24 protein-coding genes are annotated in these 22,325 nt (G+C 60.8%); 8 read left to right on the top strand and 16 right to left on the bottom strand.

Translation table 11 applies throughout. From position 1 onward, the window contains the following. Positions 1-42: 42 nt before the first annotated feature. The 3 genes from J3P76_RS04525 to J3P76_RS04515 all read right to left on the bottom strand — a co-directional run bounded on the left by J3P76_RS04525 (position 43) and on the right by J3P76_RS04515 (position 2,426). On the bottom strand, positions 43-1,146 hold the full coding sequence (locus J3P76_RS04525) for an NADH:flavin oxidoreductase (RefSeq protein WP_434648939.1): 1,104 nt from the start codon (positions 1,144-1,146) through the stop codon (positions 43-45). Positions 1,147-1,335: 189 nt separating this feature from the next. Then, entirely contained in the window at positions 1,336-1,818 is a 483-nt protein-coding gene (locus J3P76_RS04520; protein ID WP_434607742.1) for a glutathione peroxidase, read from the bottom strand. 122 nt (positions 1,819-1,940) lie between these two features. Further along, a complete protein-coding gene (locus J3P76_RS04515) occupies positions 1,941-2,426 on the bottom strand; it encodes an FKBP-type peptidyl-prolyl cis-trans isomerase (RefSeq protein WP_265066092.1) in 486 nt (161 codons plus the stop codon). Between J3P76_RS04515 and J3P76_RS04510 the strand changes: the two genes are divergently transcribed. The 3 genes from J3P76_RS04510 (at position 2,395) to J3P76_RS04500 (ending at position 5,831) form a co-directional block, all read left to right on the top strand. Beyond that, positions 2,395-2,733, top strand: coding sequence for a DUF3565 domain-containing protein (locus J3P76_RS04510; RefSeq protein ID WP_420765502.1), 339 nt, complete (start codon positions 2,395-2,397; stop codon positions 2,731-2,733). The two genes, J3P76_RS04515 and J3P76_RS04510, sit on opposite strands and share 32 nt — an antisense overlap. Before the next feature lie 89 nt (positions 2,734-2,822). Next, positions 2,823-4,922 (top strand): phosphate acetyltransferase, encoded by a 2,100-nt coding sequence (gene pta / locus J3P76_RS04505; protein WP_420765503.1) that lies wholly within the window; start codon positions 2,823-2,825, stop codon positions 4,920-4,922. Then, the gene (locus tag J3P76_RS04500; RefSeq protein WP_434701586.1) at positions 4,923-5,831 is read left to right on the top strand and encodes an acyltransferase; all 909 of its coding nucleotides are present in this window, start codon (positions 4,923-4,925) and stop codon (positions 5,829-5,831) included. Between the two features lie 177 nt (positions 5,832-6,008). Here J3P76_RS04500 and cysN read toward each other — a convergent pair whose 3' ends face one another. The 3 genes from cysN to J3P76_RS04485 form a co-directional block, all read right to left on the bottom strand. Continuing rightward, positions 6,009-7,907 carry a sulfate adenylyltransferase subunit CysN gene (gene cysN / locus J3P76_RS04495; RefSeq protein WP_420765505.1) on the bottom strand — a complete coding sequence of 633 codons (1,899 nt, stop codon included), beginning with the start codon at positions 7,905-7,907 and terminating at the stop codon, positions 6,009-6,011. A gap of 9 nt (positions 7,908-7,916) precedes the next feature. Next, entirely contained in the window at positions 7,917-8,834 is a 918-nt protein-coding gene (gene cysD / locus J3P76_RS04490; protein ID WP_434675861.1) for a sulfate adenylyltransferase subunit CysD, read from the bottom strand. Positions 8,835-9,087: 253 nt separating this feature from the next. Next, positions 9,088-9,846 (bottom strand): Nif3-like dinuclear metal center hexameric protein, encoded by a 759-nt coding sequence (locus tag J3P76_RS04485; protein WP_434560621.1) that lies wholly within the window; start codon positions 9,844-9,846, stop codon positions 9,088-9,090. Between the two features lie 104 nt (positions 9,847-9,950). Here J3P76_RS04485 and algW point away from each other — a divergent pair, with 104 nt between their 5' ends. From algW to J3P76_RS04470, 3 genes are all read left to right on the top strand, one after another. Continuing rightward, positions 9,951-11,111 (top strand): Do family serine endopeptidase AlgW, encoded by a 1,161-nt coding sequence (gene algW, locus J3P76_RS04480; RefSeq protein WP_420765507.1) that lies wholly within the window; start codon positions 9,951-9,953, stop codon positions 11,109-11,111. Positions 11,112-11,269: 158 nt separating this feature from the next. Beyond that, complete coding sequence (locus J3P76_RS04475) at positions 11,270-11,548, top strand: hypothetical protein (RefSeq protein ID WP_434611704.1); 279 nt, start codon at positions 11,270-11,272, stop codon at positions 11,546-11,548. Between the two features lie 120 nt (positions 11,549-11,668). Further along, positions 11,669-12,388 carry a DUF4198 domain-containing protein gene (locus J3P76_RS04470; protein WP_434701585.1) on the top strand — a complete coding sequence of 240 codons (720 nt, stop codon included), beginning with the start codon at positions 11,669-11,671 and terminating at the stop codon, positions 12,386-12,388. Positions 12,389-12,592: 204 nt separating this feature from the next. On the opposite strand, the gene hisC is transcribed toward J3P76_RS04470, so the two are convergent. The 10 genes from hisC to J3P76_RS04420 form a co-directional block, all read right to left on the bottom strand. Beyond that, entirely contained in the window at positions 12,593-13,645 is a 1,053-nt protein-coding gene (hisC, locus tag J3P76_RS04465) for a histidinol-phosphate transaminase (protein WP_434648945.1), read from the bottom strand. 1 nt (position 13,646) lies between these two features. Further along, positions 13,647-14,972, bottom strand: coding sequence for a histidinol dehydrogenase (gene hisD / locus J3P76_RS04460; protein WP_434701584.1), 1,326 nt, complete (start codon positions 14,970-14,972; stop codon positions 13,647-13,649). Between the two features lie 123 nt (positions 14,973-15,095). Continuing rightward, positions 15,096-15,731, bottom strand: coding sequence for an ATP phosphoribosyltransferase (gene hisG / locus J3P76_RS04455; protein ID WP_047699553.1), 636 nt, complete (start codon positions 15,729-15,731; stop codon positions 15,096-15,098). Between the two features lie 126 nt (positions 15,732-15,857). Beyond that, positions 15,858-17,123, bottom strand: a complete 1,266-nt coding sequence (murA, locus tag J3P76_RS04450; protein ID WP_144922830.1) for a UDP-N-acetylglucosamine 1-carboxyvinyltransferase — start codon at positions 17,121-17,123, stop codon at positions 15,858-15,860. A gap of 22 nt (positions 17,124-17,145) precedes the next feature. Then, complete coding sequence (locus J3P76_RS04445; protein ID WP_003221710.1) at positions 17,146-17,385, bottom strand: BolA family protein; 240 nt, start codon at positions 17,383-17,385, stop codon at positions 17,146-17,148. Between the two features lie 114 nt (positions 17,386-17,499). Continuing rightward, positions 17,500-17,805, bottom strand: a complete 306-nt coding sequence (locus J3P76_RS04440) for an STAS domain-containing protein (RefSeq protein ID WP_434702020.1) — start codon at positions 17,803-17,805, stop codon at positions 17,500-17,502. A gap of 8 nt (positions 17,806-17,813) precedes the next feature. Next, on the bottom strand, positions 17,814-18,467 hold the full coding sequence (locus J3P76_RS04435) for an MlaC/ttg2D family ABC transporter substrate-binding protein (protein WP_420765511.1): 654 nt from the start codon (positions 18,465-18,467) through the stop codon (positions 17,814-17,816). A gap of 11 nt (positions 18,468-18,478) precedes the next feature. Beyond that, positions 18,479-18,946 carry an outer membrane lipid asymmetry maintenance protein MlaD gene (gene mlaD, locus J3P76_RS04430; protein WP_420765512.1) on the bottom strand — a complete coding sequence of 156 codons (468 nt, stop codon included), beginning with the start codon at positions 18,944-18,946 and terminating at the stop codon, positions 18,479-18,481. Next, on the bottom strand, positions 18,946-19,743 hold the full coding sequence (gene mlaE, locus J3P76_RS04425; RefSeq protein ID WP_420765513.1) for a lipid asymmetry maintenance ABC transporter permease subunit MlaE: 798 nt from the start codon (positions 19,741-19,743) through the stop codon (positions 18,946-18,948). The genes mlaD and mlaE overlap by 1 nt, the downstream gene beginning before the upstream one ends. Continuing rightward, positions 19,743-20,552, bottom strand: coding sequence for an ATP-binding cassette domain-containing protein (locus tag J3P76_RS04420; protein ID WP_434701583.1), 810 nt, complete (start codon positions 20,550-20,552; stop codon positions 19,743-19,745). Before J3P76_RS04420 ends, mlaE begins: the two co-directional genes overlap by 1 nt. 272 nt (positions 20,553-20,824) lie before the next feature. On the opposite strand from J3P76_RS04420, the gene J3P76_RS04415 reads away from it, so the two are divergent. Next, entirely contained in the window at positions 20,825-21,799 is a 975-nt protein-coding gene (locus J3P76_RS04415) for a KpsF/GutQ family sugar-phosphate isomerase (RefSeq protein WP_420765515.1), read from the top strand. Then, positions 21,799-22,323: a KdsC family phosphatase gene (locus J3P76_RS04410; protein WP_039592232.1), complete on the top strand. Its 525-nt coding sequence runs from the start codon at positions 21,799-21,801 to the stop codon at positions 22,321-22,323. Before J3P76_RS04415 ends, J3P76_RS04410 begins: the two co-directional genes overlap by 1 nt. The last annotated feature ends 2 nt before the right edge of the window (positions 22,324-22,325 follow it).

Below are 22,325 nucleotides of genomic sequence, written 5' to 3'. Positions count from 1 at the left end.
CGAGGCAGCCATCGCGAGCCTGCTCGCGAAGGCAGACGCCGCTTACACCAAGGTCATCAACGCCTCGCGACTGAACGGCAGGATGTCCTGCTCACGCCCGTCACGCACTTTCTGCGCCCAGTCGGGATCCACCAGCAGAGCACGGCCCACCGCCACCAGGTCGAACTCTTCCTTGTTCAGGCGCTCCAGCAGGTTTTCCAGGCTGGCCGGTTGGGCAACCTTGTCGGTATTGACCATGAACTGCAGGAACTCGCCGTCCAGGCCGACGCTGCCGACGGTAATCGTTGGCTTGCCGGTGAGCTTGCGGGTCCAGCCGGCCAGGTTCAGGTCCGAACCGTCGAACTCAGGCTCCCAGAACCGACGCGTGGAGCAATGGAAAATATCCACGCCGGCATCGGCCAACGGCTTGAGGAACGCTTCCAGCGCCTCAGGCGTCTGCACCAGGCGCGCTGTGTAGTCCTGCTGCTTCCATTGAGAAAATCGGAAAATGATCGGAAAATCTTCGCCCACCGCAGCGCGCACGGCGCGGATCAGCTCGATGGCGAAGCGCGAACGGTTGGCCAGGTCGCCGCCGTAACCGTCCGTGCGCTGGTTGCTGCCTTCCCAGAAAAACTGATCCACCAGATAGCCGTGGGCGCCGTGGATCTCGACGCCGTCCATGCCGATACCCTTGGCATCTTTTGCCGCTTGGGCGAAGGCGGCGATGACTTCGTCGATGTCTGCCTGGGTCATGCCGTGAACCACGACCTGGCCATCCTTGAGCTTTTCAGTCGGGCCATAGCCTGGTACGGCGCCGTCCGGCTCGGTACCGAGGCGTCGGACATTGCCTACGTGCCACAGTTGCGGAACGATCTTGCCGCCTTCGGCGTGCACCGCATCGACTACTTTCTTCCAACCCGCCAGCGCGGCGTCACCGTAGAAATGCGGTACGTTCGGGTAGCCATTGGACGCCTTGTGACCGACCGTCGTGCCCTCGGTGATGATCAGGCCAACCCCGGCCGCCGCGCGACGACGGTAGTACTCGATCACCTTGCTGTTCGGTACGCCGCCCGGCGAAAAGGAACGGGTCATCGGCGCCATCACGACCCGGGTCGGCAGCTGGAACGTGCCGAGCTGAAAGGGTTTGAACAGGGCTTGTACAGGCATGGGGCACTCCACGGGATCGGTCACGGTTCATATATGACGACGATAATATGAAACTGAAGCAGAGCTGGGTAGCACTATTGATTGGAGTGATTAAGGATCAGAAGGGAGCCGAGAGAACGCTTTTGTTTTGAGGCCCGCAATACGTGGCGAGGGAATGTATCCTCTCGCCACAAAGGTTCGCCTGACGGTTTAGCTCAGGGCTTTTTCGATCGCCTGGATCACCGCAGGATCATCGGGCGGCGTGCGCGGCGAGAAACGCGCCAGCACCCGGCCGTCCTTGCCGAGCAGGAATTTTTCGAAGTTCCAGGTAATGTCTCCAGGGAACTCGGCGCCCTCGCCCGCCAGCAGACGATAGAGCTGATGACGTTCGTGACCGTTCACTTCCAGCTTGCTGGACAGCGGGAACGTCACGCCATAGTTGAGGCTGCAGAATTCCTGGATTTGCTGCTCGGTTCCAGGCTCTTGTCCGGCGAACTGGTTGCAGGGCAGGCCCAGCACACTGAAGCCCTTGTCCTTGTACTGCTGGTAGAGATTTTCCAGCGCCGCGTATTGAGGCGTCAGGCCACATTTGGAGGCAACGTTGACCACCAGCACGACTTGCCCTTTGAACGGTGCCAGAGGAAGCTCCTGACCATCCAGGGTTGTCAGTTTAAGGTCGTGGAAAGCACTCATGACGAAACTCCAGGTTTGCAGATCTTTTCGATACAGCCATGGGTGATGCTAACAGCAAGCGACTAAAAAGGCGCCGTATGGCGCCTTTCCAGTTCACTGGTTCCTTGAACGTAGCGCAGGAATCAGTGGTGATGGCCGCCTTCGCCATGGACGTGGCCATGGGCAACTTCTTCCTGGCTGGCGTCACGGATATCGACGATCTTGACTTGGAAGTTCAAGCGCTGGCCGGCCAACGGGTGGTTGCCGTCAACGGTGACGTCATCGCCGTCCAGGTCGCGAATGGTGACGATCTGCATCTGGCCATCCGGCGCCGAAGCGTGGAACTGCATGCCGACTTCCAGCTCATCCACACCTTCGAACATGCTGCGGCTCAGGGTGCTGACCAGTTCGGCGGAGTACTCGCCGTAGGCGTCTTCCGGCTCGACGGTCACGTTCAGCTCGTCGCCGGTGGTTTTGCCTTCGAGGGCTTTTTCCAGGCCCTGGATGATGTTGCCTGCACCATGCAGGTAGACCAGCGGAGCGCCGCCGGCAGAGCTGTCGATGACCTCACCAGCGTCGTTGGTCAGGGTATAGTCGATGGAGACAGCCTTATTGGCGGCGATCAGCATGGGGCGAGACCTTTTGCATAAGAATGAAGAACGGACAAGTCTAAACAAGGATTTGCCCGAAAGCGAACGGAACCCGGACAAACGGGCTAGCTCGAACAGACCAACGGTCACGGGTTTCCGCCAGGATGAGGACGGACACTGGGTCGTCGAGCTGTCATGCGGCCACACCCAGCACCTGCGCCACCAGCCACCGTGGCAATCCCGGGCCTGGGTACTGGACCCGGCGCAACGTATTGAAAAAATCGGCCAGCCCTTTGCTTGCGGCTGGTGCGCTCAAGGCCCGGTTAGCGATAACCTTGGCGACTGAATTGTGGGTAGATGACCAGTCATAGGTCGCGCCCTGGTGCCCTGTTTCGCAAATACAGGGCACTGGCCATGCACCCTTAGAGAATCCGCATGCAAACTTTTTTTATCGCACCCACCGATTTTGGCGTGGGCCTGACCTCCATCAGCCTCGGGCTGGTGCGTACCCTGGAACGGGCCGGGCTCAAAGTCGGCTTTTTCAAACCCATTGCCCAGCCTCATCCTGGCGATACCGGCCCGGAACGCTCCACCGAACTGGTGGCCCGCACCCACGGCCTCAAGCCACCGCAACCGCTGGGCCTGGCTCACGTGGAGCGCATGCTCGGCGATGGCCAGCTCGATGAGCTGCTGGAAGAAATCATCACACTCTACCAGCAGGCCGCCGTCGGCAAGGACGTACTGGTCGTCGAGGGCATGGTCCCGACCCGCAGCGCGAGCTACGCCGCCCGGGTCAACCTGCACCTGGCCAAGAGCCTGGACGCCGAAGTGATTCTGGTGTCGGCGCCGGAAAACGAAGTGCTGACGGAGCTTTCCGGTCGCGTCGAGTTGCAGGCACAACTGTTTGGCGGCCCCAAGGACCCGAAAGTCCTCGGCGTGATCTTGAACAAGGTTCGCACCGACGAAAGCATGGAGGCGTTCACCGCGCGCCTGAAGGAACATTCGCCGTTGCTGCGCAGCGGCGACTTCCGCCTGCTCGGCTGCATCCCGTTTCGCCCCGAGCTCAACGCCCCGCGTACCCGCGACGTGGCCGACCTGATGGGCGCGCAGGTGCTCAATGCCGGCGACTACGAAACGCGGCGCATGAGCAACATCATCATTTGCGCCCGCACCATGCGCAACACCGTGGAACTGCTCAAGCCCGGCGTACTGGTGGTGACCCCTGGTGATCGCGACGACATCATCCTCGCCGTGAGCCTGGCGGCGATCAACGGCGTACCGCTGGCCGGCCTGCTGCTGACCAGCGACACCCTGCCCGATCCACGCATCATGGACCTTTGCCGCGGTGCGTTGCAGGCCGGGTTGCCAGTGCTGTCGGTGAGCACCGGCTCGTACGACACCGCCAATCTGCTCAACGGCTTGAACAAGGAAATCCCCATCGATGACCGCGAACGCGCGGAAATCATCACCGATTTTGTCGCCAGCCACCTGGACGCCAGATGGCTGCACCAGCGCTGCGGCACGCCACGGGAGATGCGCCTGTCACCGGCAGTGTTCCGCTATCAACTGATCCAGCGCGCCCAGGCTGCCAACAAACGCATCGTATTGCCGGAAGGCAGCGAACCGCTGACAGTGCAAGCCGCCGCCATTTGCCAGGCGCGGGGCATCGCCCGCTGCGTGTTGCTGGCAAAACCGGCCGACGTCGAGGCCGTGGCCCGCGCCCAGGGTATCGAACTGCCGCCGGGGCTGGAGATTCTCGACCCGGATGTGATTCGCGAGCGTTACGTCGAGCCCATGGTGCGGCTGCGCAAGAGCAAAAGCCTGAACGCTCCCATGGCCGAGCAGCAACTGGAAGACACCGTGGTGATCGGCACCATGATGCTGGCGCTGGATGAAGTGGACGGGCTCGTCTCCGGCGTCATCCACTCCACCGCCAACACCATCCGCCCGGCGTTGCAATTGATCAAGACCGCGCCGGGCTGTTCGCTCGTGTCGTCGGTATTCTTCATGCTGTTTCCCGAGGAAGTGCTGGTGTACGGCGATTGCGTGATGAACCCGCACCCAAGCGCTGCGGAACTGGCCGAGATCGCCTTGCAAAGCGCCGACTCCGCCGCGGCGTTCGGCATCACGCCACGGGTCGCGATGCTCAGCTATTCCAGCGGTGAGTCGGCCAGCGGCGAAGAAGTGGAAAAGGTCCGCGAAGCAACGCTGCTGGCCCATGAGGCGCAACAGGGGCTGTTGATCGACGGCCCGCTGCAATACGATGCCGCCGCCAACGAAGCCGTGGCACGGCAACTGGCGCCCAACAGCCAGGTCGCAGGTCGGGCCACCGTGTTCATTTTCCCGGACCTCAATACCGGCAATACCACCCACAAGGCCGTGCAGCGCAGCGCCGATTGCGTCAGCCTCGGGCCAATGCTGCAAGGTCTGCGCAAGCCCGTGAATGACTTGCCGCGTGGCGCCCAGGTCGATGACATCGTCTACACCATCGCCTTGACCGCGATTCAAGCCGCCAACCGACCTCTGGATATTTAAATGCTGGATTTCCTGCCTCCCCCTGTACGGGGCGTGATCGCCTCGCTGCTGTTGGCGTTGAACACCATCGCCTGCTGCACGCCGCTGTTCATCGTGGCGATCTTCAAACTGTTGCTGCCCTTCCCCGCTGCCCAGCGTATTACCGACTGGCTGATGAGCCATATCCACGAAGCCTGGATCAGCAACAACAAGGCCTGGATGAACCTGTTGCGCCGTACCCGCTGGCATATCAGCGGGCTGGAAGGCCTGGACTACCAACACTCATATCTGGTCACCAGCAATCATCAAAGCTGGGTCGACATCATGGTGTTGCAGTACGTGCTGAACCGACGCATCCGACCGTTGAAGTTTTTCCTCAAGCAAGAGCTGATCTGGGTGCCGGTGATTGGCCTGGCCTGGTGGGCACTGGGCTTCCCGTTCATGAAGCGTTACTCCAAGGCTTACCTGGAAAAACATCCGGAAAAGAAAGGCAAGGACCTGGAAACCACCCGCAGGACCTGTGCGAAATTCCGCAACAACCCGGTGGGTATTTTCAATTTCGTTGAGGGCACGCGCTTCACCGAAAGCAAGCATGCCCAGCAGCAATCACCGTTTCGCTACCTACTCAAGCCCAAGGCCGGCGGCATCGCGTTTGTGCTCGATGCGATGGGCGAACAATTGGAGTCGATCATCAACGTGACGATTCATTATCCGGGCGGCCGCCCGGGGTATTGGGATTTGCTCTGCGGCAACGTTGGCGAGGTGGTGGTGCACTTCCAGGAGCTGAAGATACCGCCGCAGTTCATTGGCAAAAGCTACGACCAGGACGGGGAATATCGCCTGGAGTTCCAGGGTTGGATCAACCAGCTGTGGCAGGACAAGGATGCATTGCTTGAGCAGATGCATCGGGAATATCCAGACCGCCACTGAACTCCTTGTAGGAGCGAGCCTGCTCGCGATTGCGGTTTCAGCCGGCATAGATGGAGACTGAACCACCGCCATCGCGAGCAGGCTCGCTCCCACAGTTGATCGAGTCGAACTCCAGATAAACGAAAAAGCCCGCAGATGATCACTCATCCGCGGGCTTTTCATTTACAGCGGCGTTGCTTAGATCGCGCCACGCTTGCGCAGCAGATCCAGCACTTGCTTGACGCTTTCTTCCAACGTCAGCGACTGGGTGTCGATCACCAGGTCGGCATCCAGCGGCACGTCGTATGGGAACGACTCGCCCGGAATGTTATCGCCGGCAGCCGCGTACAGCCCTTGTGGATCGCGCTGGGCACATACCGTTGGCGAGGCCTGGACGTAGACGGTCACCAGGCGCTCGCGGCCGATCAAGTCCTTGGCCTGTTCACGGCCTTCGGCACTCGGCGCGACGAACGCAGCCAGGGTCAGCAGGCCGGCTTCGTTGAACTGACGGGCGACGTGAGCCGCGCGACGCCAGTTCTCGGTACGTCCGGCACGGTCTTGCGGCAGCCCCTTGTTCAGGTCGTGGCGCAGGTTCTGGCCATCGAGTACAAACACCGCACGGCCCATGTCGAACAGCTTGCGTTCCACCGCATAGGCCAACGTGCTCTTGCCCGCGCCCGACAGGCCGCTGAACAGCACCGTGGCCGGCTGCTGGCCGAAGCGCTGGGTACGTTCTTCCACCGACACATGGGCCAGTTTGCCGTGGTGCGTGCTGCTGCCGTGGGCCAGCGGCTGGGCCACGATCATGCCCGCGCCCACGGTGCCGTTGGTCAGACGGTCGATGACGATGAACGCGCCAGTGGTGCGGTTGCTCTCGTAACCGTCCAAGGCGATCGGCGCATCCAGGGCGATCTTCACCTTGCCGATTTCGTTGAGTTGCAACGCGCTGGCCGGACCTTCCTCGAGGGTGTTCACATCGACTTTGTTGACGATGCTGGCAATCGAACCGGGCACGTAGCTCGTGGCGCGCTTGATGTCATATTTCTTGCCCGGGAGCATCGGCTCCTCGGCCATCCACACCAGCATCGCTTCGAAGCTGTCGGTGACCGGCGGGACATTGTCGGCATGCACCAGCAGGTCGCCACGGGAGATATCAATCTCGTCTTCCATGGTCAGCGTGACAGCCTGACCCGGGCCGGCGTGCTCCAGCTCGCCTTCGAAGGTGACGATGGATTTCACGCGGCTGCTCTTGCCGGAAGGCAGCACCACCACTTCGTCGCCCTTGTGCACGATGCCGCTGGCGAGGGTGCCGGCGAAACCGCGGAAGTTCAGGTTCGGACGGTTGACGTACTGCACCGGGAAACGCAGGTCGGTGAAGTTGCGATCGCCCGCCACTTCCACGGTCTCGAGGATTTCCATCAGCGACTGGCCGGTGTACCACGGCGAGCGCTCGGACTTGTTCACCACGTTGTCGCCCTTGAGGGCCGACATCGGCACGAAGTGCATGCTGGTGGGCTTCATCTTCAAGCCTTCGGCGAACTTGAGGTAGTCGGCCTTGATCGACTCGAACACGCCCTGGTCGAAGTCCTTGAGGTCCATCTTGTTGATGGCCACGACGATGTGCTTGATGCCTAGCAACGAGGCGATGAAGCTGTGGCGACGGGTCTGGGTCTGCACGCCGTAGCGGGCATCCACCAGGATGATCGCCAGGTCACAGGTGGAAGCACCGGTGGCCATGTTGCGGGTGTACTGCTCATGGCCGGGGGTGTCGGCGATGATGAATTTGCGCTTGGCGGTGGAGAAATAGCGGTAGGCGACATCGATGGTGATGCCTTGCTCGCGCTCGGCCTGCAGACCATCGACCAGCAACGCCAGGTCGATATCGTCACCGGTGGTGCCGACTTTCTTCGAATCACGGGTAATGGCTTCCAGGTGATCTTCATAGATCATCTTGGAGTCGTGCAGCAGGCGCCCGATCAGGGTGCTCTTGCCGTCATCGACGTTACCGCAGGTCAAAAAGCGCAGCAGCTCTTTACGCTCGTGCTGGCCCAGGTAGGCGAGGATGTCCTCGCTGATCAAATCAGATGCGTGCGACATGACAACCCCTTAGAAATAACCCTGACGTTTTTTATCTTCCATCGAGCCTGCGCCATCGTGGTCGATGACCCGGCCCTGGCGCTCGGAAGTTCGCGTCAGGAGCATTTCCTGGATGATGTCCGTCAGGCTCTCGGCCTGGGACTCCACCGCGCCCGTCAACGGGTAGCAGCCAAGGGTACGGAAACGTACTTTCTTCTTGACGATTCGGGCTTTGTCTTCGTCGGACAGGTGCTCGAGGATGCGCTCGTCATCGATCATGATCAGCGTGCCGTTCTTCTCGATCACTTCACGCTCGGCGGCGAAGTACAGCGGCACGATCGGGATGCCTTCGAGGTAGATGTACTGCCAGATGTCCAGCTCGGTCCAGTTCGACAATGGGAAGACGCGGATCGACTCGCCTTTGTTGACCTTGCCGTTGTAGACGTTCCACAGCTCCGGGCGCTGGTTCTTCGGGTCCCAGCGGTGCTTGCTGTCGCGGAACGAGTAGACGCGCTCCTTGGCGCGGGACTTCTCTTCATCACGACGGGCGCCACCGAAGGCTGCGTCGAAACCATGCTTGTCGAGCGCCTGTTTCAGGCCCTCGGTCTTCATGATGTCGGTGTGCTTGGCGCTGCCGTGGGTAAACGGGTTGATGTTCTGCGCCACGCCGTCCGGGTTGATATGGGTGATCAGGTCCAAGCCGAGTTCTTCGACCATGCGGTCGCGGAACTTGTACATTTCCTGGAATTTCCACCGGGTGTCGACGTGCATCACCGGAAACGGCAGCTTGCCGGGGAAGAACGCCTTGCGTGCCAGGTGCAGCATCACGGCGGAGTCTTTACCGATGGAGTACAGCATCACCGGGTTATCGAACTCGGCGGCCACCTCGCGGATGATGTGGATGCTTTCCGCCTCCAGCTGTTTCAGATGCGTCAGTTTGTCGACCATGGCTACTCACGAAAGCTTTCTTATGAACGGCCAGCGGGCCGTGTTCGAGCGGGGAATCCTAGCACAGCGACCTCTTCTAATCAGGGCGCCAACTAGATCGAAACAGCATATGGATATGCCTGCCGGTTCGGGTGCCGCATTGGTCTTTTGTGGGAGCGAGCCTGCTCGCGAAGGCGGTGTCTAAGTCAATATCAATGTGTCTGGTATAACGCTTTCGCGAGCAGGCTCGCTCCCACAGGGGGCAATCAGTGGCTCAGATCGGATTCGGGCAGTCGATGAAGATGTGTTCCAGCGCAAAACGCCGCGCCAGGTAGTCGCCCAGCGCCTGGACGCCGTAGCGCTCGGTCGCATGATGCCCGGCGGCGATGAAGCTGATGCCGTTTTCCCGCGCGCTGTGGAAGGTCTGCTCGGACGCCTCGCCACTGAGGTACAGATCGACGCCGGCCAGTACCGCCTGGTCGATGTATCCCTGGCCGCCACCGGTACACCAGCCGACTCGGCGGATCATCTGTTCCCCTTCTATCAGCAACGGCTCGCGGCCCATGACTTCCTGGACCTTGCGGGCGAAATCCCGAGGCGTCATCGGTTCGGACAGAGAACCCACGAGGCCGACGATCTTTGGATTATCCGGATCCAGCGGCCCTTCGACGGTGATGTCCAGTTGTCGGGCAAGTTGTACGTTGTTGCCGACTTCGGCATGCAAGTCCAGGGGCAAGTGATAGGCCAGCAGGCTGATATCGTGCTTGAGCAAGGTTCTCAGGCGCCGCTGCTTCATCCCGGTGATGCAGGGATTCTCGCCCTTCCAGAAATAGCCGTGATGCACCAGGACCAGGTCGGCCTCGGCCTCCACGGCAGCATCGAGCAACGCCTGGCTGGCCGTCACGCCGCTGACGATACGCATCACCTGCGGGGCGCCTTCGACCTGCAAGCCGTTAGGGCAATAATCGGCGATCCGGCTGCTTGCCAGGTAACGGTCCGCTTCTTCTACCAGGGTGTTCAGGGCGACGGCCATGAAAAGACTCCTAAATATCCCGTCCAGAGGCGCGCGCGGCCTCGTATAATGCGCGACATTATGGGCGGTCCCATCCCGCCTGCAACCTTTGTAGGACGTGCTTAATGTTCAAGGCGCTGCGTTTTTCCGGCTGGCCGCTGTTGGCCGGCGTGCTTGTCGCTTTATTGATTATCCAGCGCTACCCGGAATGGGTCGGGCTGCCAAGCCTCGACGTCAACCTGCAACAAGCGCCCCAAGCCAAGGCGCCGCAGCAGGGGCCGGTGTCCTATGCCGACGCGGTCACCCTGGCGGCGCCGGCGGTCGTGAACCTGTACACCACCAAAGTCATCAACAAGCCCAACCACCCGCTGTTTGAAGACCCGCAATTCCGGCGTTTTTTCGGCGACAACTCGCCCAAGCAGAAGCGCATGGAGTCGAGCCTGGGCTCGGGTGTGATCATGAGCCCGGAAGGTTATATCCTGACCAACAACCACGTCACCAGCGGTGCCGACCAGATCGTGGTAGCACTCAAGGACGGCCGTGAAACCCTGGCCCGGGTGATCGGCAGCGATCCGGAAACCGACCTCGCGGTACTGAAGATCGATCTGAAGAACCTCCCCGCGATCACCATTGGCCGTTCCGACAGCATCCGAATCGGCGACGTGACCCTGGCAATCGGCAACCCGTTCGGCGTTGGCCAGACCGTGACCATGGGCATCATCAGCGCCACCGGCCGAAACCAACTGGGCCTGAACAACTACGAAGATTTCATCCAGACAGACGCTGCCATCAACCCTGGCAACTCCGGTGGCGCCCTGGTGGATGCCAACGGCAATCTCACCGGGATCAACACGGCGATCTTTTCCAAATCCGGTGGCAGCCAGGGCATCGGTTTTGCCATTCCGGTGAAGCTGGCCATGGAGGTAATGAAGTCCATCATCGAACACGGCCAGGTGATTCGTGGCTGGCTGGGCATCGAGGTCCAACCGCTGACCCAGGAACTGGCGGAGTCGTTCGGCTTGTCCGGGCGACCCGGCATCGTGGTGGCGGGCATCTTCCGCGACGGTCCGGCGCAGAAGGCAGGCCTGCAATTGGGTGATGTCATCCTGAGCATCGACGGCGAACCGGCCGGCGATGGCCGGCGCTCGATGAACCAGGTGGCGCGGATCAAACCCACCGACAAGGTCACGATTCAGGTCATGCGCAACGGCAAGGAACTCAAGCTCACGGCTGAGATTGGCCTGCGCCCGCCACCCGCGCCGGTGGTGCTTAAAGAAGAACAGTAAGCACGCCACTTTGGCGAGATTACTTGGCGAGGGGATTTATCCCCTCGCCACATCTTCTCGATATCCAGCGACCACAACCACACCTGAAATTACAGATAGCATAAATTCTCATTAGTAGTGTTATATTGTTTCAATGCTAAAAATTGGAACAACATAACATGTCATCTCTGAAACGGATTTCCATTGCCAGCCTCACCCTGGGGTTGCTCGGCGATCCGGCTTTTGCCGAAGAAATCCAGCCCCTGGAACTGGATGCCATCAATGTGCATCTGGCCAGCCATTACAAGCAGGGTGAACTCTGGGGATTCGCTTCCGAAGCGCGCCCGTTGAATGCCGACGGCCACACGGTGAACCGTCGTTACCGTGAGCGAGACAACAATTGGCACGACAGCATTACTCAACTTGAAGTACGGGGGATGGTCGACCTCGGGGCCTGAACCTGAACAACATTTTCGACGAAAAATACTACGAACGCTCCTACAGCAATTACTGGGTCACGCCCGGTGATCCACGCAACTTCACTGTCAGCCTCACCCCCAATCTATAAGGAAGTCAGCATGAAATACCCCAAGACCTTCACCCTGCTCGCCCTGCTCCTGGCCACCCAGGCTTCGGCCCATGGCCTGTGGACAGAACAGCGACGCGGCAACATCGAAGTGATCTACGGTCACGGCGCCGAGGACAACGCCTTCAAGGCGAAGAAAATCAGTGGCGCCTGGGCCTACGACCTGGGCGGCAACATGATCCCCGTCACCGTGGAGCGTCTGCCGGACCACGCTCGCCTGCAACCCCTCAAGCCGCCGGCCGTGCTGGCCGTCGCCCTGGACAACGGCATGTGGTCACAGACCGCCGACAAGAAGTGGATCAACGAAGGCCGCAGCAAGGTACCCGGGGCGATCGAATCGACCCAGACCTTCAAGTACAGCCTGGCGATCTATGAGCCGGGAGCGAAGCTGCCGAAACTGGATCAGATCAAGTTCGTCATCGTACCGGAAGTCGACCCACTGACCGTCGGCCCCGACCAGCCTTTGCCGGTGCGGGTGCTGATCGATGGTAAACCTGCCGCTGGCGTGAAACTGGTAGGCGACTATCGCAGCGCGCCAGGTACTGTCACCACGCAAACCGACGCCGAGGGACGGGCCAAGGTACCGGTACGTAATGAAGGGTTGAATGTCATTGCCGCGCAGATGGAAATCCCGCTCAAGGACAATAAGGATGTCGCGACGCGCGGGGTGTTTACGTCGCTGACGTTCCTTGGCGAGCCGCATCACGAGTAAGCGCTGAAATTGTGGGAGCTGATCTGGCCACTATCGCGAGCAAGCTCGCTCCCACAAAGGATTTCAGTGTCGCTGATCGTTAGGACGCCCTGAAATCAATGTGGGAGCGAGCTTGCTCGCGATGGCGTTGGGTCAGTCATCCAGGCGTTAACTGACACACAGCCTTCGCGAGCAAGCCCGCTCCCACAGGATCCATGCAGCGCTTTAGAGCTCGCCTAGGCCGTCGATCAGCGCCTGGTTCTGCTCCGGCGTACCGATGCTGATCCGCAGGAACTGCGCGATGCGCTCCTGCTTGAAGTGCCGCACGATCACGCCCTGCTCACGCAGTTTCGCCGCCAACCCCGCTGCGTCGTACCGGGGGTGACGAGCGAAAATGAAGTTGGCCGCCGATGGCAGCACTTCAAAGCCCCTGGCCTCCAGTTTGGCCACCACCCACTCGCGGTGCTCGATCACCAACCGGCAGGTTCGGTCGAAATACTCGCGATCGTCGAACGCCGCCGCGCCACCGACATTTGCCAGACGATCCAACGGATAGGAGTTGAAGCTGTTCTTGATCCGCTCCAACGCTTCGATCAGATCCGGATGCCCCACCGCCAGGCCCACTCGCAATCCCGCCAACGAGCGAGACTTGGACAGCGTCTGCGTGACCAGCAGGTTCGGATACCGATCCACCAGGCTGATGGCCGTTTCGCCACCAAAGTCGATGTAAGCCTCGTCGACGACCACCACCGAATCCGGGCTGCCCTTGAGGATCTGCTCGACCGCGTCAAGCGCCAGCAGGCAGCCGGTCGGCGCGTTCGGGTTGGGGAAGATGATCCCGCCGTTCGGCTTGGCGTAATCCGTCGGGTCGATCCGGAACTGTTCATCCAGCGGCACCGCGTCGAACGCGATGCCGTACAGCCCGCAATAGACCGGGTAGAAGCTGTAGCTGATGTCCGGGAACAACACCGGTTGGTTGTGCTGAAGCAGACCGTGGAAGATGTGCGCCAGCACCTCGTCCGAACCGTTGCCCAGGAACACTTGGTTGGTTTGCACACCGTAATACCGGGCGACGGCGCTTTTCAACAAATCGCTATTGGGGTCCGGATACAGGCGCAGGTTGTCATTGAGTTCGGTCTGCATCGCCGCGAGGGCCTTGGGCGATGGGCCATAGGGATTCTCGTTGGTGTTGAGCTTGACCAGGCGGGTCAGCTTCGGCTGTTCGCCTGGCACATACGGCACCAGGTCCTTGACGAACGGGCTCCAGAATCTACTCATTTCAGTTCCCCTTCCGTTCGTCTTTGATGCGGTATTCGGCGCTGCGGGCGTGGGCGCTCAGCGATTCGCCACGGGCCAGCACCGACGCGGTCTTGCCCAGTTCGGACGCGCCCTGCTCCGAGCAGAAAATGATCGAGGAGCGTTTCTGGAAGTCATAAACCCCCAGCGGCGACGAGAAGCGCGCGGTGCCGGAGGTCGGCAGTACATGGTTCGGTCCGGCGCAATAGTCGCCCAGCGCCTCGGAGGTGTGACGGCCCATGAAGATCGCGCCGGCATGGCGGATCTTCGGCAGCCAAGCCTGGGGATCGGCAACCGACAGTTCCAAGTGCTCCGGCGCGATGCGGTTGGCGACTTCGATGGCCTGTTCCATGTCATCGACCTTGATCAGGGCACCACGGCCATTGATGGAGGTGTTGATGATCTCGGCGCGGTCCATGGTCGGCAGCAACTTGTCGATGCTGGCGGCCACTTTGTCGAGAAATTCGGCGTCCGGGCTGACCAGGATGGCCTGGGCATCTTCGTCATGCTCGGCCTGGGAAAACAGGTCCATGGCGATCCAGTCCGGATCGGTCTGACCGTCGCACACCACGAGGATTTCCGAAGGGCCAGCAATCATGTCGATGCCGACCTGACCAAACACGTGGCGCTTGGCAGTGGCGACATAGATGTTGCCCGGACCGACTACCTTGTCGACCCGCGGCACGCTTTGCGTGCCATAGGCCAACGCGGCCACGGCCTGGGCACCGCCGATGGTGAACACCCGGTCCACGCCGGCAATGCAGGCGGCAGCCAGCACCAGTTCGTTGATTTCGCCGCGCGGGGTCGGGACAACCATGACCACTTCAGTCACGCCGGCGACCTTGGCCGGGATCGCGTTCATCAGCACCGAGGACGGATAGGACGCTTTGCCACCCGGCACGTACAAGCCGGCGCGGTCCAGCGGCGTGACCTTCTGGCCCAGCACCGAGCCGTCGGCCTCGGTGTAGCTCCACGAATCCTGTTTCTGCCGCTCGTGATAACTGCGTACCCGGGACGCGGCTTTTTCCAAGGCTTCGCGCTGGGCCACGGTGATTCGGGTCAAGGCCAGTTCCAGACGCTCGCGCGGCAGGATCAGGTCGGCCATCGACGCCACGTGCAGGCCGTCGAACTTCTGTGTGAATTCCACCAAGGCATCGTCGCCACGCTCGCGCACGGCCTTGATGATGTCCAGCACCCGCTGGTTGACCGAGTCGTCGGACACACTCTCCCAGCTCAGCAGATGATCCAGATGATGTGCGAAATCCGGGTCGGCAGCATTGAGTCGGCGAATCGAGGTGGGAGCGGTCATAGCGAGGGCCTCATTAATGGCAAATGCTCAGGCGCCCTAAGCTACCAGTCCATTCGCGGGGGCACCTGAGAAAATTGGCTATGACGCGGATAGACGGGCGCGACTCAAGGTCGCGCAGGTGAATCAGCCGCGGTGTCGCGATTCCACTGCCTTGCGCAGGGTATCGATCAAAGCCTGGATACGGGCGTGCTGCATTTTCATCGAAGCCTTGTTGACGATCAGCCGGGAGGTGATGTCGGCGATGAAATCCTGGGGTTCCAGGCCGTTGGCGCGCAGGGTGTTGCCCGTGTCGACCACGTCGATGATCTTGTCCGCCAGGCCGATCAACGGCGCCAGCTCCATCGAGCCGTAGAGCTTGATGATGTCGACCTGGCGGCCTTGTTCGGCGTAGTAGCGCTTGGCAACGTTGACGAACTTGGTCGCGACCCGCAGGCGCCCTTTGGGCTCGGGCGCGCCGACCTTGCCAGCGGTCATCAGCTTGCAGCGAGCGATGCGCAGGTCCAGCGGCTCGTACAAACCCTGGCCGCCGTATTCCATCAGTACGTCCTTGCCGGCAACGCCCAGGTCGGCGGCGCCATGCTCCACGTACGTCGGCACATCGGTGGCGCGCACGATCAACAAGCGCACGTCGGCCTGGGTCGTGGGGATGATCAGCTTGCGGCTCTTGTCCGGATTCTCGGTCGGCACAATGCCCGCTTCAGCCAGAAGCGGCAGGGTGTCGTCAAGGATGCGGCCCTTGGACAGTGCGATGGTCAACATGGGAAACGTCAGTCCTAATCAAGGTACTCATGCCCGGTCGCAAGCGGCGCCGGACATACATCGAGGGCGCAACCACCCTCGATTTGAAACGAAATCCTGGCACATCCTTGTGCCATGCAGCCGGAACTAGCCCGGCACGCGACGGATCTTGGCGCCGAGCATCTGCAGTTTCTCTTCGATGCACTCGTAGCCACGGTCGATGTGGTAGATGCGGTCGATCAGGGTATCGCCCTCGGCGATCAGGGCCGAGATCACCAGGCTGGCCGAGGCCCGCAGGTCGGTTGCCATGACCGGCGCGCCCTTGAGTTTCTCGGCGCCGGTGACGATGGCGGTGTTGCCTTCGACCTGGATCTTGGCGCCCATGCGGTGCAGCTCATAGACGTGCATGAAGCGGTTTTCGAAGATCGTCTCGATCACCGCGCCCGTGCCTTCGGCAATGGCGTTGAGGGAGATGAACTGCGCCTGCATGTCGGTCGGGAACGCTGGGTATGGAGCGGTCCGCACGTTGACGGCTTTCGGCCGCTTGCCGTGCATGTTCACTTCGATCCAGTCTTCGCCGCACGTGACTTCGGCGCCAGCTTCCTTGAGTTTTTCCAGCACAGCTTCAAGGATGGTCGGATCGGTGTCCTTGACCTTGACGCGGCCGCCGGTGACGGCGGCGGCAACCAGGTAGGTGCCCGTTTCAATACGGTCCGGCATCACTTTGTAAGTGGCCGAGTGCAGTCGCTCGACGCCATCGATGGTGATGGTGTCGGTGCCAGCGCCGCTGATCTTGGCGCCCATGGCGATCAGGAAGTTCGCCAGGTCCACCACCTCGGGCTCGCGAGCGGCGTTTTGCAGCACGCTGCGGCCCTTGGCCAATGCGGCGGCCATCATGATGTTCTCGGTCCCGGTCACGCTGACGGTATCGAAGAAGAAATGCGCGCCACGCAGGCCCCCTTCAGGGGCCTTGGCCTTGATGTAGCCGCCCTCGACATCGATCACCGCGCCCATGGCCTCCAGGCCACGGATGTGCAGGTCCACTGGACGCGAACCGATGGCGCAACCGCCAGGGAGCGCCACTTCGGCTTCACCGAAACGGGCGACCATCGGGCCGAGCACCAGGATCGAGGCACGCATGGTCTTGACCAGTTCGTACGGCGCGACCAGGGTCTTGATGGTACGTGGGTCGATTTCGACGGCGAGTTTCTCGTCGATCACAGGTTCGATGCCCATGCGGCCGAACAGCTCGATCATCGTGGTGATGTCGTGCAGGTGCGGCAGGTTGGCCACGGTCACAGGGCCATCGCACAGCAGCGTCGCGGCCAGGATCGGCAGCGCGGAGTTCTTTGCTCCGGAAATACGGATTTCGCCATCGAGGCGAACGCCGCCGGTAATAATCAATTTATCCATAAGAATCTCGACGCCCTTGGGCTCAGGTGCGCTCGGCCCAGGCCGCGCGGCTGAAAAATTTCATAGTGACCGCGTGGATACTGCCATCGGCGATCCATGGGTTCAAATGGGCATAGATGCTCTGCTGACGCTTCACCGGGCTCAACGCCGCCAGTTCATCGCTGATCACGTTCAGCTGGAAATTGCAGCCTTCGCCTTCAACTTCCACCTGCGTACCAGGCAGCTTTCCTTCAAGGAAGCTCTTCACTTCTACAGCCTGCATGCTCAACCTCAATCGGCGCCCTGTGCGCACGGGTCGCACATCATACAAAAAAGCCCCGCGCCTGCGAACCCCGCGAAGCAGGACTCTGACGGGGGGCTTTTACGAAGTTGTGAATCAGGGGTGCTCCAACAGCTCGGTCAATTCGCTGACCTGGGCTATTTCGCGCATGTCCTCAGGCATCCCACGGATGCTCCACGTCTTGCCGGCGGCCTTGGCGTCGCGCATGAAGCACAGCAGGAGGGACAGACCGACGCTGCTGGACTTCTCCACCGCCGAGCAGTCAATGACCAACTCGGCGGCCTTGGCGGATTGGATCAACGCCTGGCCCTGCTTGCGCAAACCCGGGCCGGTGCGGTAATCCAGCACGCCACTGAGCAGCAACTCGCCAGACTCGCCCAGGCGAATGGCCGACTCACTCACCGACGCATTCATTGTTGCTGCTTCTCTTGGGCATCTTCGGCAACTTCCTTCGCCTTGGCGACTTCACCCGCCCAACCGTCGATGGTCTTGTTCAGGTCGTTGCCGTTGCGCTGCATCGCATCGGCGAATTGATCGCGGAACAACTTGCCGATGTTGATGCCGTTGATGATCACGTTGCGTACTTTCCACTCGCCGCTGATTTTCTCGAGCGTGTAGGACACCGGATATACGGCGCCGTTATTGCCCTTGACCGTCATGCCGACGCTGGTGCGATCACCTGACTCATCCTTGGCCGGATCGACCGTGATGCCCTGGTTGTTGTACTCGAGCAAGGCGTTGCCATAGAACTGGAACAGGCTGCGCTTGAAGTTTTCCTGAAAGCGGGTCATCTGCTCGGGCGTAGCCTTGCGCGAGTATTTGACGGTCATGATGCTCTTGGAAATGCCATCGGCATCCACGACCGGCCCGACGATACGGTTCAGGGATTCATAGAACGCACCCGGGTCCTGCTTGTACTTTTCCTTATTGGCAGAGAGATCCGCCAGAAGTTGATCCGTGGTGGTCTTGATGATGTCGTGCGCCGAAGGCGCCGCCACGGCATTGCCCATCAGCGGCAGGGCCGCCAGCAAGACCAGCAGGCTGCGTCGCAGGATAGAGATCATTCAATAGCTCCTCATTTGGCGTCTTTGTTCACGGTATTGAGCAGGAATTTACCGATCAGGTCCTCGAGCACCAGGGACGACTGTGTATCGTGGATGGTCCCACCGTCCTTGAGCAAGGCATCTTCCCCACCCACGCTGATACCGATGTATTTCTCGCCCAACAGCCCAGCCGTGAGAATCGATGCAGTGGAGTCAGTCGGCAGGTTATCCACCCGCTTTTCCAGTTGCAGCGTTACCCGACCGGTGAAACTGTCGCGGTCCAGATCGATTGCCGTGACCTTGCCGATGGTGACACCGGCCATGGTTACCTTGGCTCTGACCGTCAAACCGGCGATATTGTCAAAATAAGCATAAAGTTTATAAGTATCGGTGCTCGCGGTCGGCGCCAGTCCACTGACTCGCAGGGCCAGCAGCAGCAAAGCCAGGATGCCAGCCAGCAAGAAAAGGCCGACACCGATTTCCAGGGTGCGGTTTTGCATCAGAAATCTCCAAACATCAAGGCGGTCAGAATAAAGTCAAGGCCCAGGACGGCCAACGAGGCATAGACCACGGTCTTGGTTGTGGCACGGCTGATCCCCTCTGACGTGGGCTCACAGTCATAACCTTGGAACACGGCGATCCAGGTGACCACGAAAGCGAATACGGCACTCTTGATCACACCGTTGAGCACATCGTCGAGAAAGTCGACGCTGTTCTGCATGTTGGACCAGTAGGAACCTTCATAGACCCCCAGCCAATCGACGGCCACCCAGGAGCCTCCCCAGATCCCCACGACACTGAAGATCATCGCCAGCACCGGCAGCGAGATGAAGCCGGCCCACAGGCGCGGGGCAATGATGTACTTGAGTGGGTCGACACCAATCATTTCCAGGCTGGACAACTGCTCGGTGGACTTCATGTTGCCGATTTCAGCGGTCAACGCCGACCCGGCACGCCCAGCGAACAGCAGCGCCGTCACCACGGGCCCGAGCTCGCGCAACAAGGTCAGCGCGACCATTTGCCCGACCGCTTGCTCCGATCCATAGCTGGACAGGATGCTGAAGCCCTGGAGCGCCAGTACCATGCCAATGAAGATGCCCGAGACGACGATGATCACCAGGGACATCACCCCCACCGAATGCAATTGCTTGACCAGCAGGCCAAAACCGCCTCCGGTCGAATTGCGTCCGAGCAGTGCGTGCATCAGGAACAGCGTGGAACGCCCCAGCACGGCCAGCACGTCGATGCCGGAACGGCCGAACAGGCGAATTCTTTCTATTAATGATTTCTTGCGCATCAGCGCTTCCCCAGCAGATCGGTACGGTAATCCGTGGCCGGAAAATGAAACGCCACCGGACCGTCCGGGTCACCTTTCATGAATTGGCGAATGCGTGGGTTGTCCGAATCCTTCAATTCCTTGGGCGTACCCTGCCCCAGCACCTGGCCATCGCCAACGACATAGATGTAGTCGGCGATGCTCGCGGTTTCGGCCAGGTCGTGGGACACCACGATGCTGGTGATGCCCAGGGCGTCATTGAGCAGGCGGATCAACCGCACGAGCACGCCCATGGCAATGGGGTCCTGGCCAACAAAGGGCTCGTCGTACATGAGGATTTTTGGATCGAGGGCGATGGCCCGCGCCAACGCCACGCGACGCTTCATGCCACCGGACAGTTCATCCGGCATCAAATCCAGAGCCCCGCGCAGCCCGACGGCCTGCAGCTTGAGCAAAACGATGTCGCGGATCATTTCGTCCGGCAGTTCGGTATGGACCCGCAGGGGAAACGCCACGTTCTCGAACACATCGAGGTCGGTAAACAGCGCGCCGCTCTGGAACAGCACCCCCATATGCTTGCGCGCATCGAACAGATCGCTGCGCGACAACTTTGGAAGGTTCTCGCCATTGACCCAGACTTCGCCGGCGCTAGGGCGCAGTTGTGCCCCCATCAGCCGCAGCAGCGTGGTCTTTCCGCACCCGGAAGGCCCCATGATGCCGGTCACCTTGCCGCGCGGGATGCGAATATCGATGTCATTGAAAATGCTGCGCGTCCCTCGCTTGAAGGACAGTCCCTTCAGCTCGACCGCGTAGGCGTTGTCGGCACTCATCTAAACTCCTTGCGATGCAGCCTCATATCCGAATGCCCAGGCCAGCCGACAAATGCCGGTACCGCCGGGCACACGAACCGGCGGCGAACTATATCACTGCAAGCGTCAGGCGCCCAAGGCCAACCCCCCGCCCGTTAAGCCTGGCTTAAGGTAAAACACCACATTTTATGTCCAGCCTTGCAACCGTTCGAACAAAGCGTGACGAACTAACGTGAGGGAATCGTTCATTACCGCTATAATCGCCGCCTTTTCATCGGGCTATACGATCTGACATGAGCCAATCCAGCGACCTGATTCAATCGGCACAACGTACCATCCGCCTCGAGCTCGAAGCCGTACAAGGCTTACTGGCCCACATCGACGCTGATTTCGTACGTGCCTGCGAGATGATTCTGGCCAGCAAGGGCCGCGTGGTCGTGGTCGGCATGGGTAAGTCCGGCCACATCGGCAACAAGATCGCCGCCACCCTGGCGAGCACGGGCACGACGGCATTTTTTGTCCACCCGGCCGAAGCCAGCCACGGCGACATGGGCATGATTACCCGGGACGACGTCATCTTGGCCCTGTCCAACTCCGGCTCGACCAATGAAATCCTCACGTTGCTGCCGCTGATCAAGCGCCTGGGCATCCAGATGATCAGCATCACCGGCAACCCGGACTCCCCGTTGGCCAAGGCCGCCGAGGTGAACCTCAATGTCCATGTCGAGCACGAAGCCTGCCCGCTGAACCTGGCCCCGACCTCCTCCACCACCGCGGCACTGGTCATGGGCGATGCCCTGGCCGTGGCCCTGCTGGAAGCCCGTGGCTTCACGGCGGAGGATTTCGCCTTTTCCCATCCCGGTGGCGCGCTGGGCCGTCGCCTGCTGCTGAAAGTCGAAAACGTGATGCACGCCGGAGAAGAGCTGCCGCAGGTGCAACGCGGCACGCTGCTCAAAGATGCGCTGATGGAAATGACCCGCAAGGGCCTGGGCATGACCGTGATCCTCGAAGCCGACGGCAAGCTCGCCGGGATTTTCACAGACGGCGACCTGCGCCGCACCCTCGACCGCGCGATCGACATTCGCAACGCAACCATCGACGAAGTCATGACGCTGCACGGCAAGACCGCCCGCGCCGACATGCTTGCCGCCGAAGCCCTTAAAATCATGGAAGACCACAGGATAAACGCACTGGTGGTAGTGGATGACGAAGACCGCCCGATCGGCGCCTTCAACCTGTCCGACCTGCTGCGTGCTGGAGTAATGTAATGACGACCGACCTGCTGCAACGGGGCAAGACCATCAAGCTCGCCGTATTCGACGTCGACGGTGTACTCACCGACGGCCGCCTTTATTTCCTCGAAGACGGCAGCGAATTCAAGACCTTCAACACACTCGACGGCCAAGGCATCAAGATGCTGATGGCCTCGGGCGTGCAAACGGCCATTATCAGCGGCCGCAAGACCCCGGTGGTCGAACGGCGGGCGAAGAACCTGGGCATCCCCCACCTTTACCAGGGCCGCGAAGACAAACTGGTGGTTCTGGACGAGCTCCTTGGCCAACTCAATCTAAGCTATGAACAGGTCGCCTACCTGGGCGACGATCTGCCGGACCTGCCGGTCATCCGTCGGGTCGGCCTGGGCATGGCAGTGGCCAACGCAGCGGCGTTCGTGCGCGAGCACGCCCATGGCGTCACCACGGCAAGGGGCGGCGAAGGTGCAGCCCGTGAATTCTGTGAACTGATCCTGCGTGCCCAGGGCCACCTCGAAGCGGCCAACGCCGCATACTTGTGAGC

The organism is Pseudomonas sp. D1-36, from assembly GCF_051132205.1.
In the GTDB taxonomy this organism is placed as follows: Bacteria; Pseudomonadota; Gammaproteobacteria; order Pseudomonadales; family Pseudomonadaceae; genus Aquipseudomonas.
Note: the sequence above shows the minus strand (reverse complement) of the source record. Positions and strands in the feature narration are given on the sequence as shown.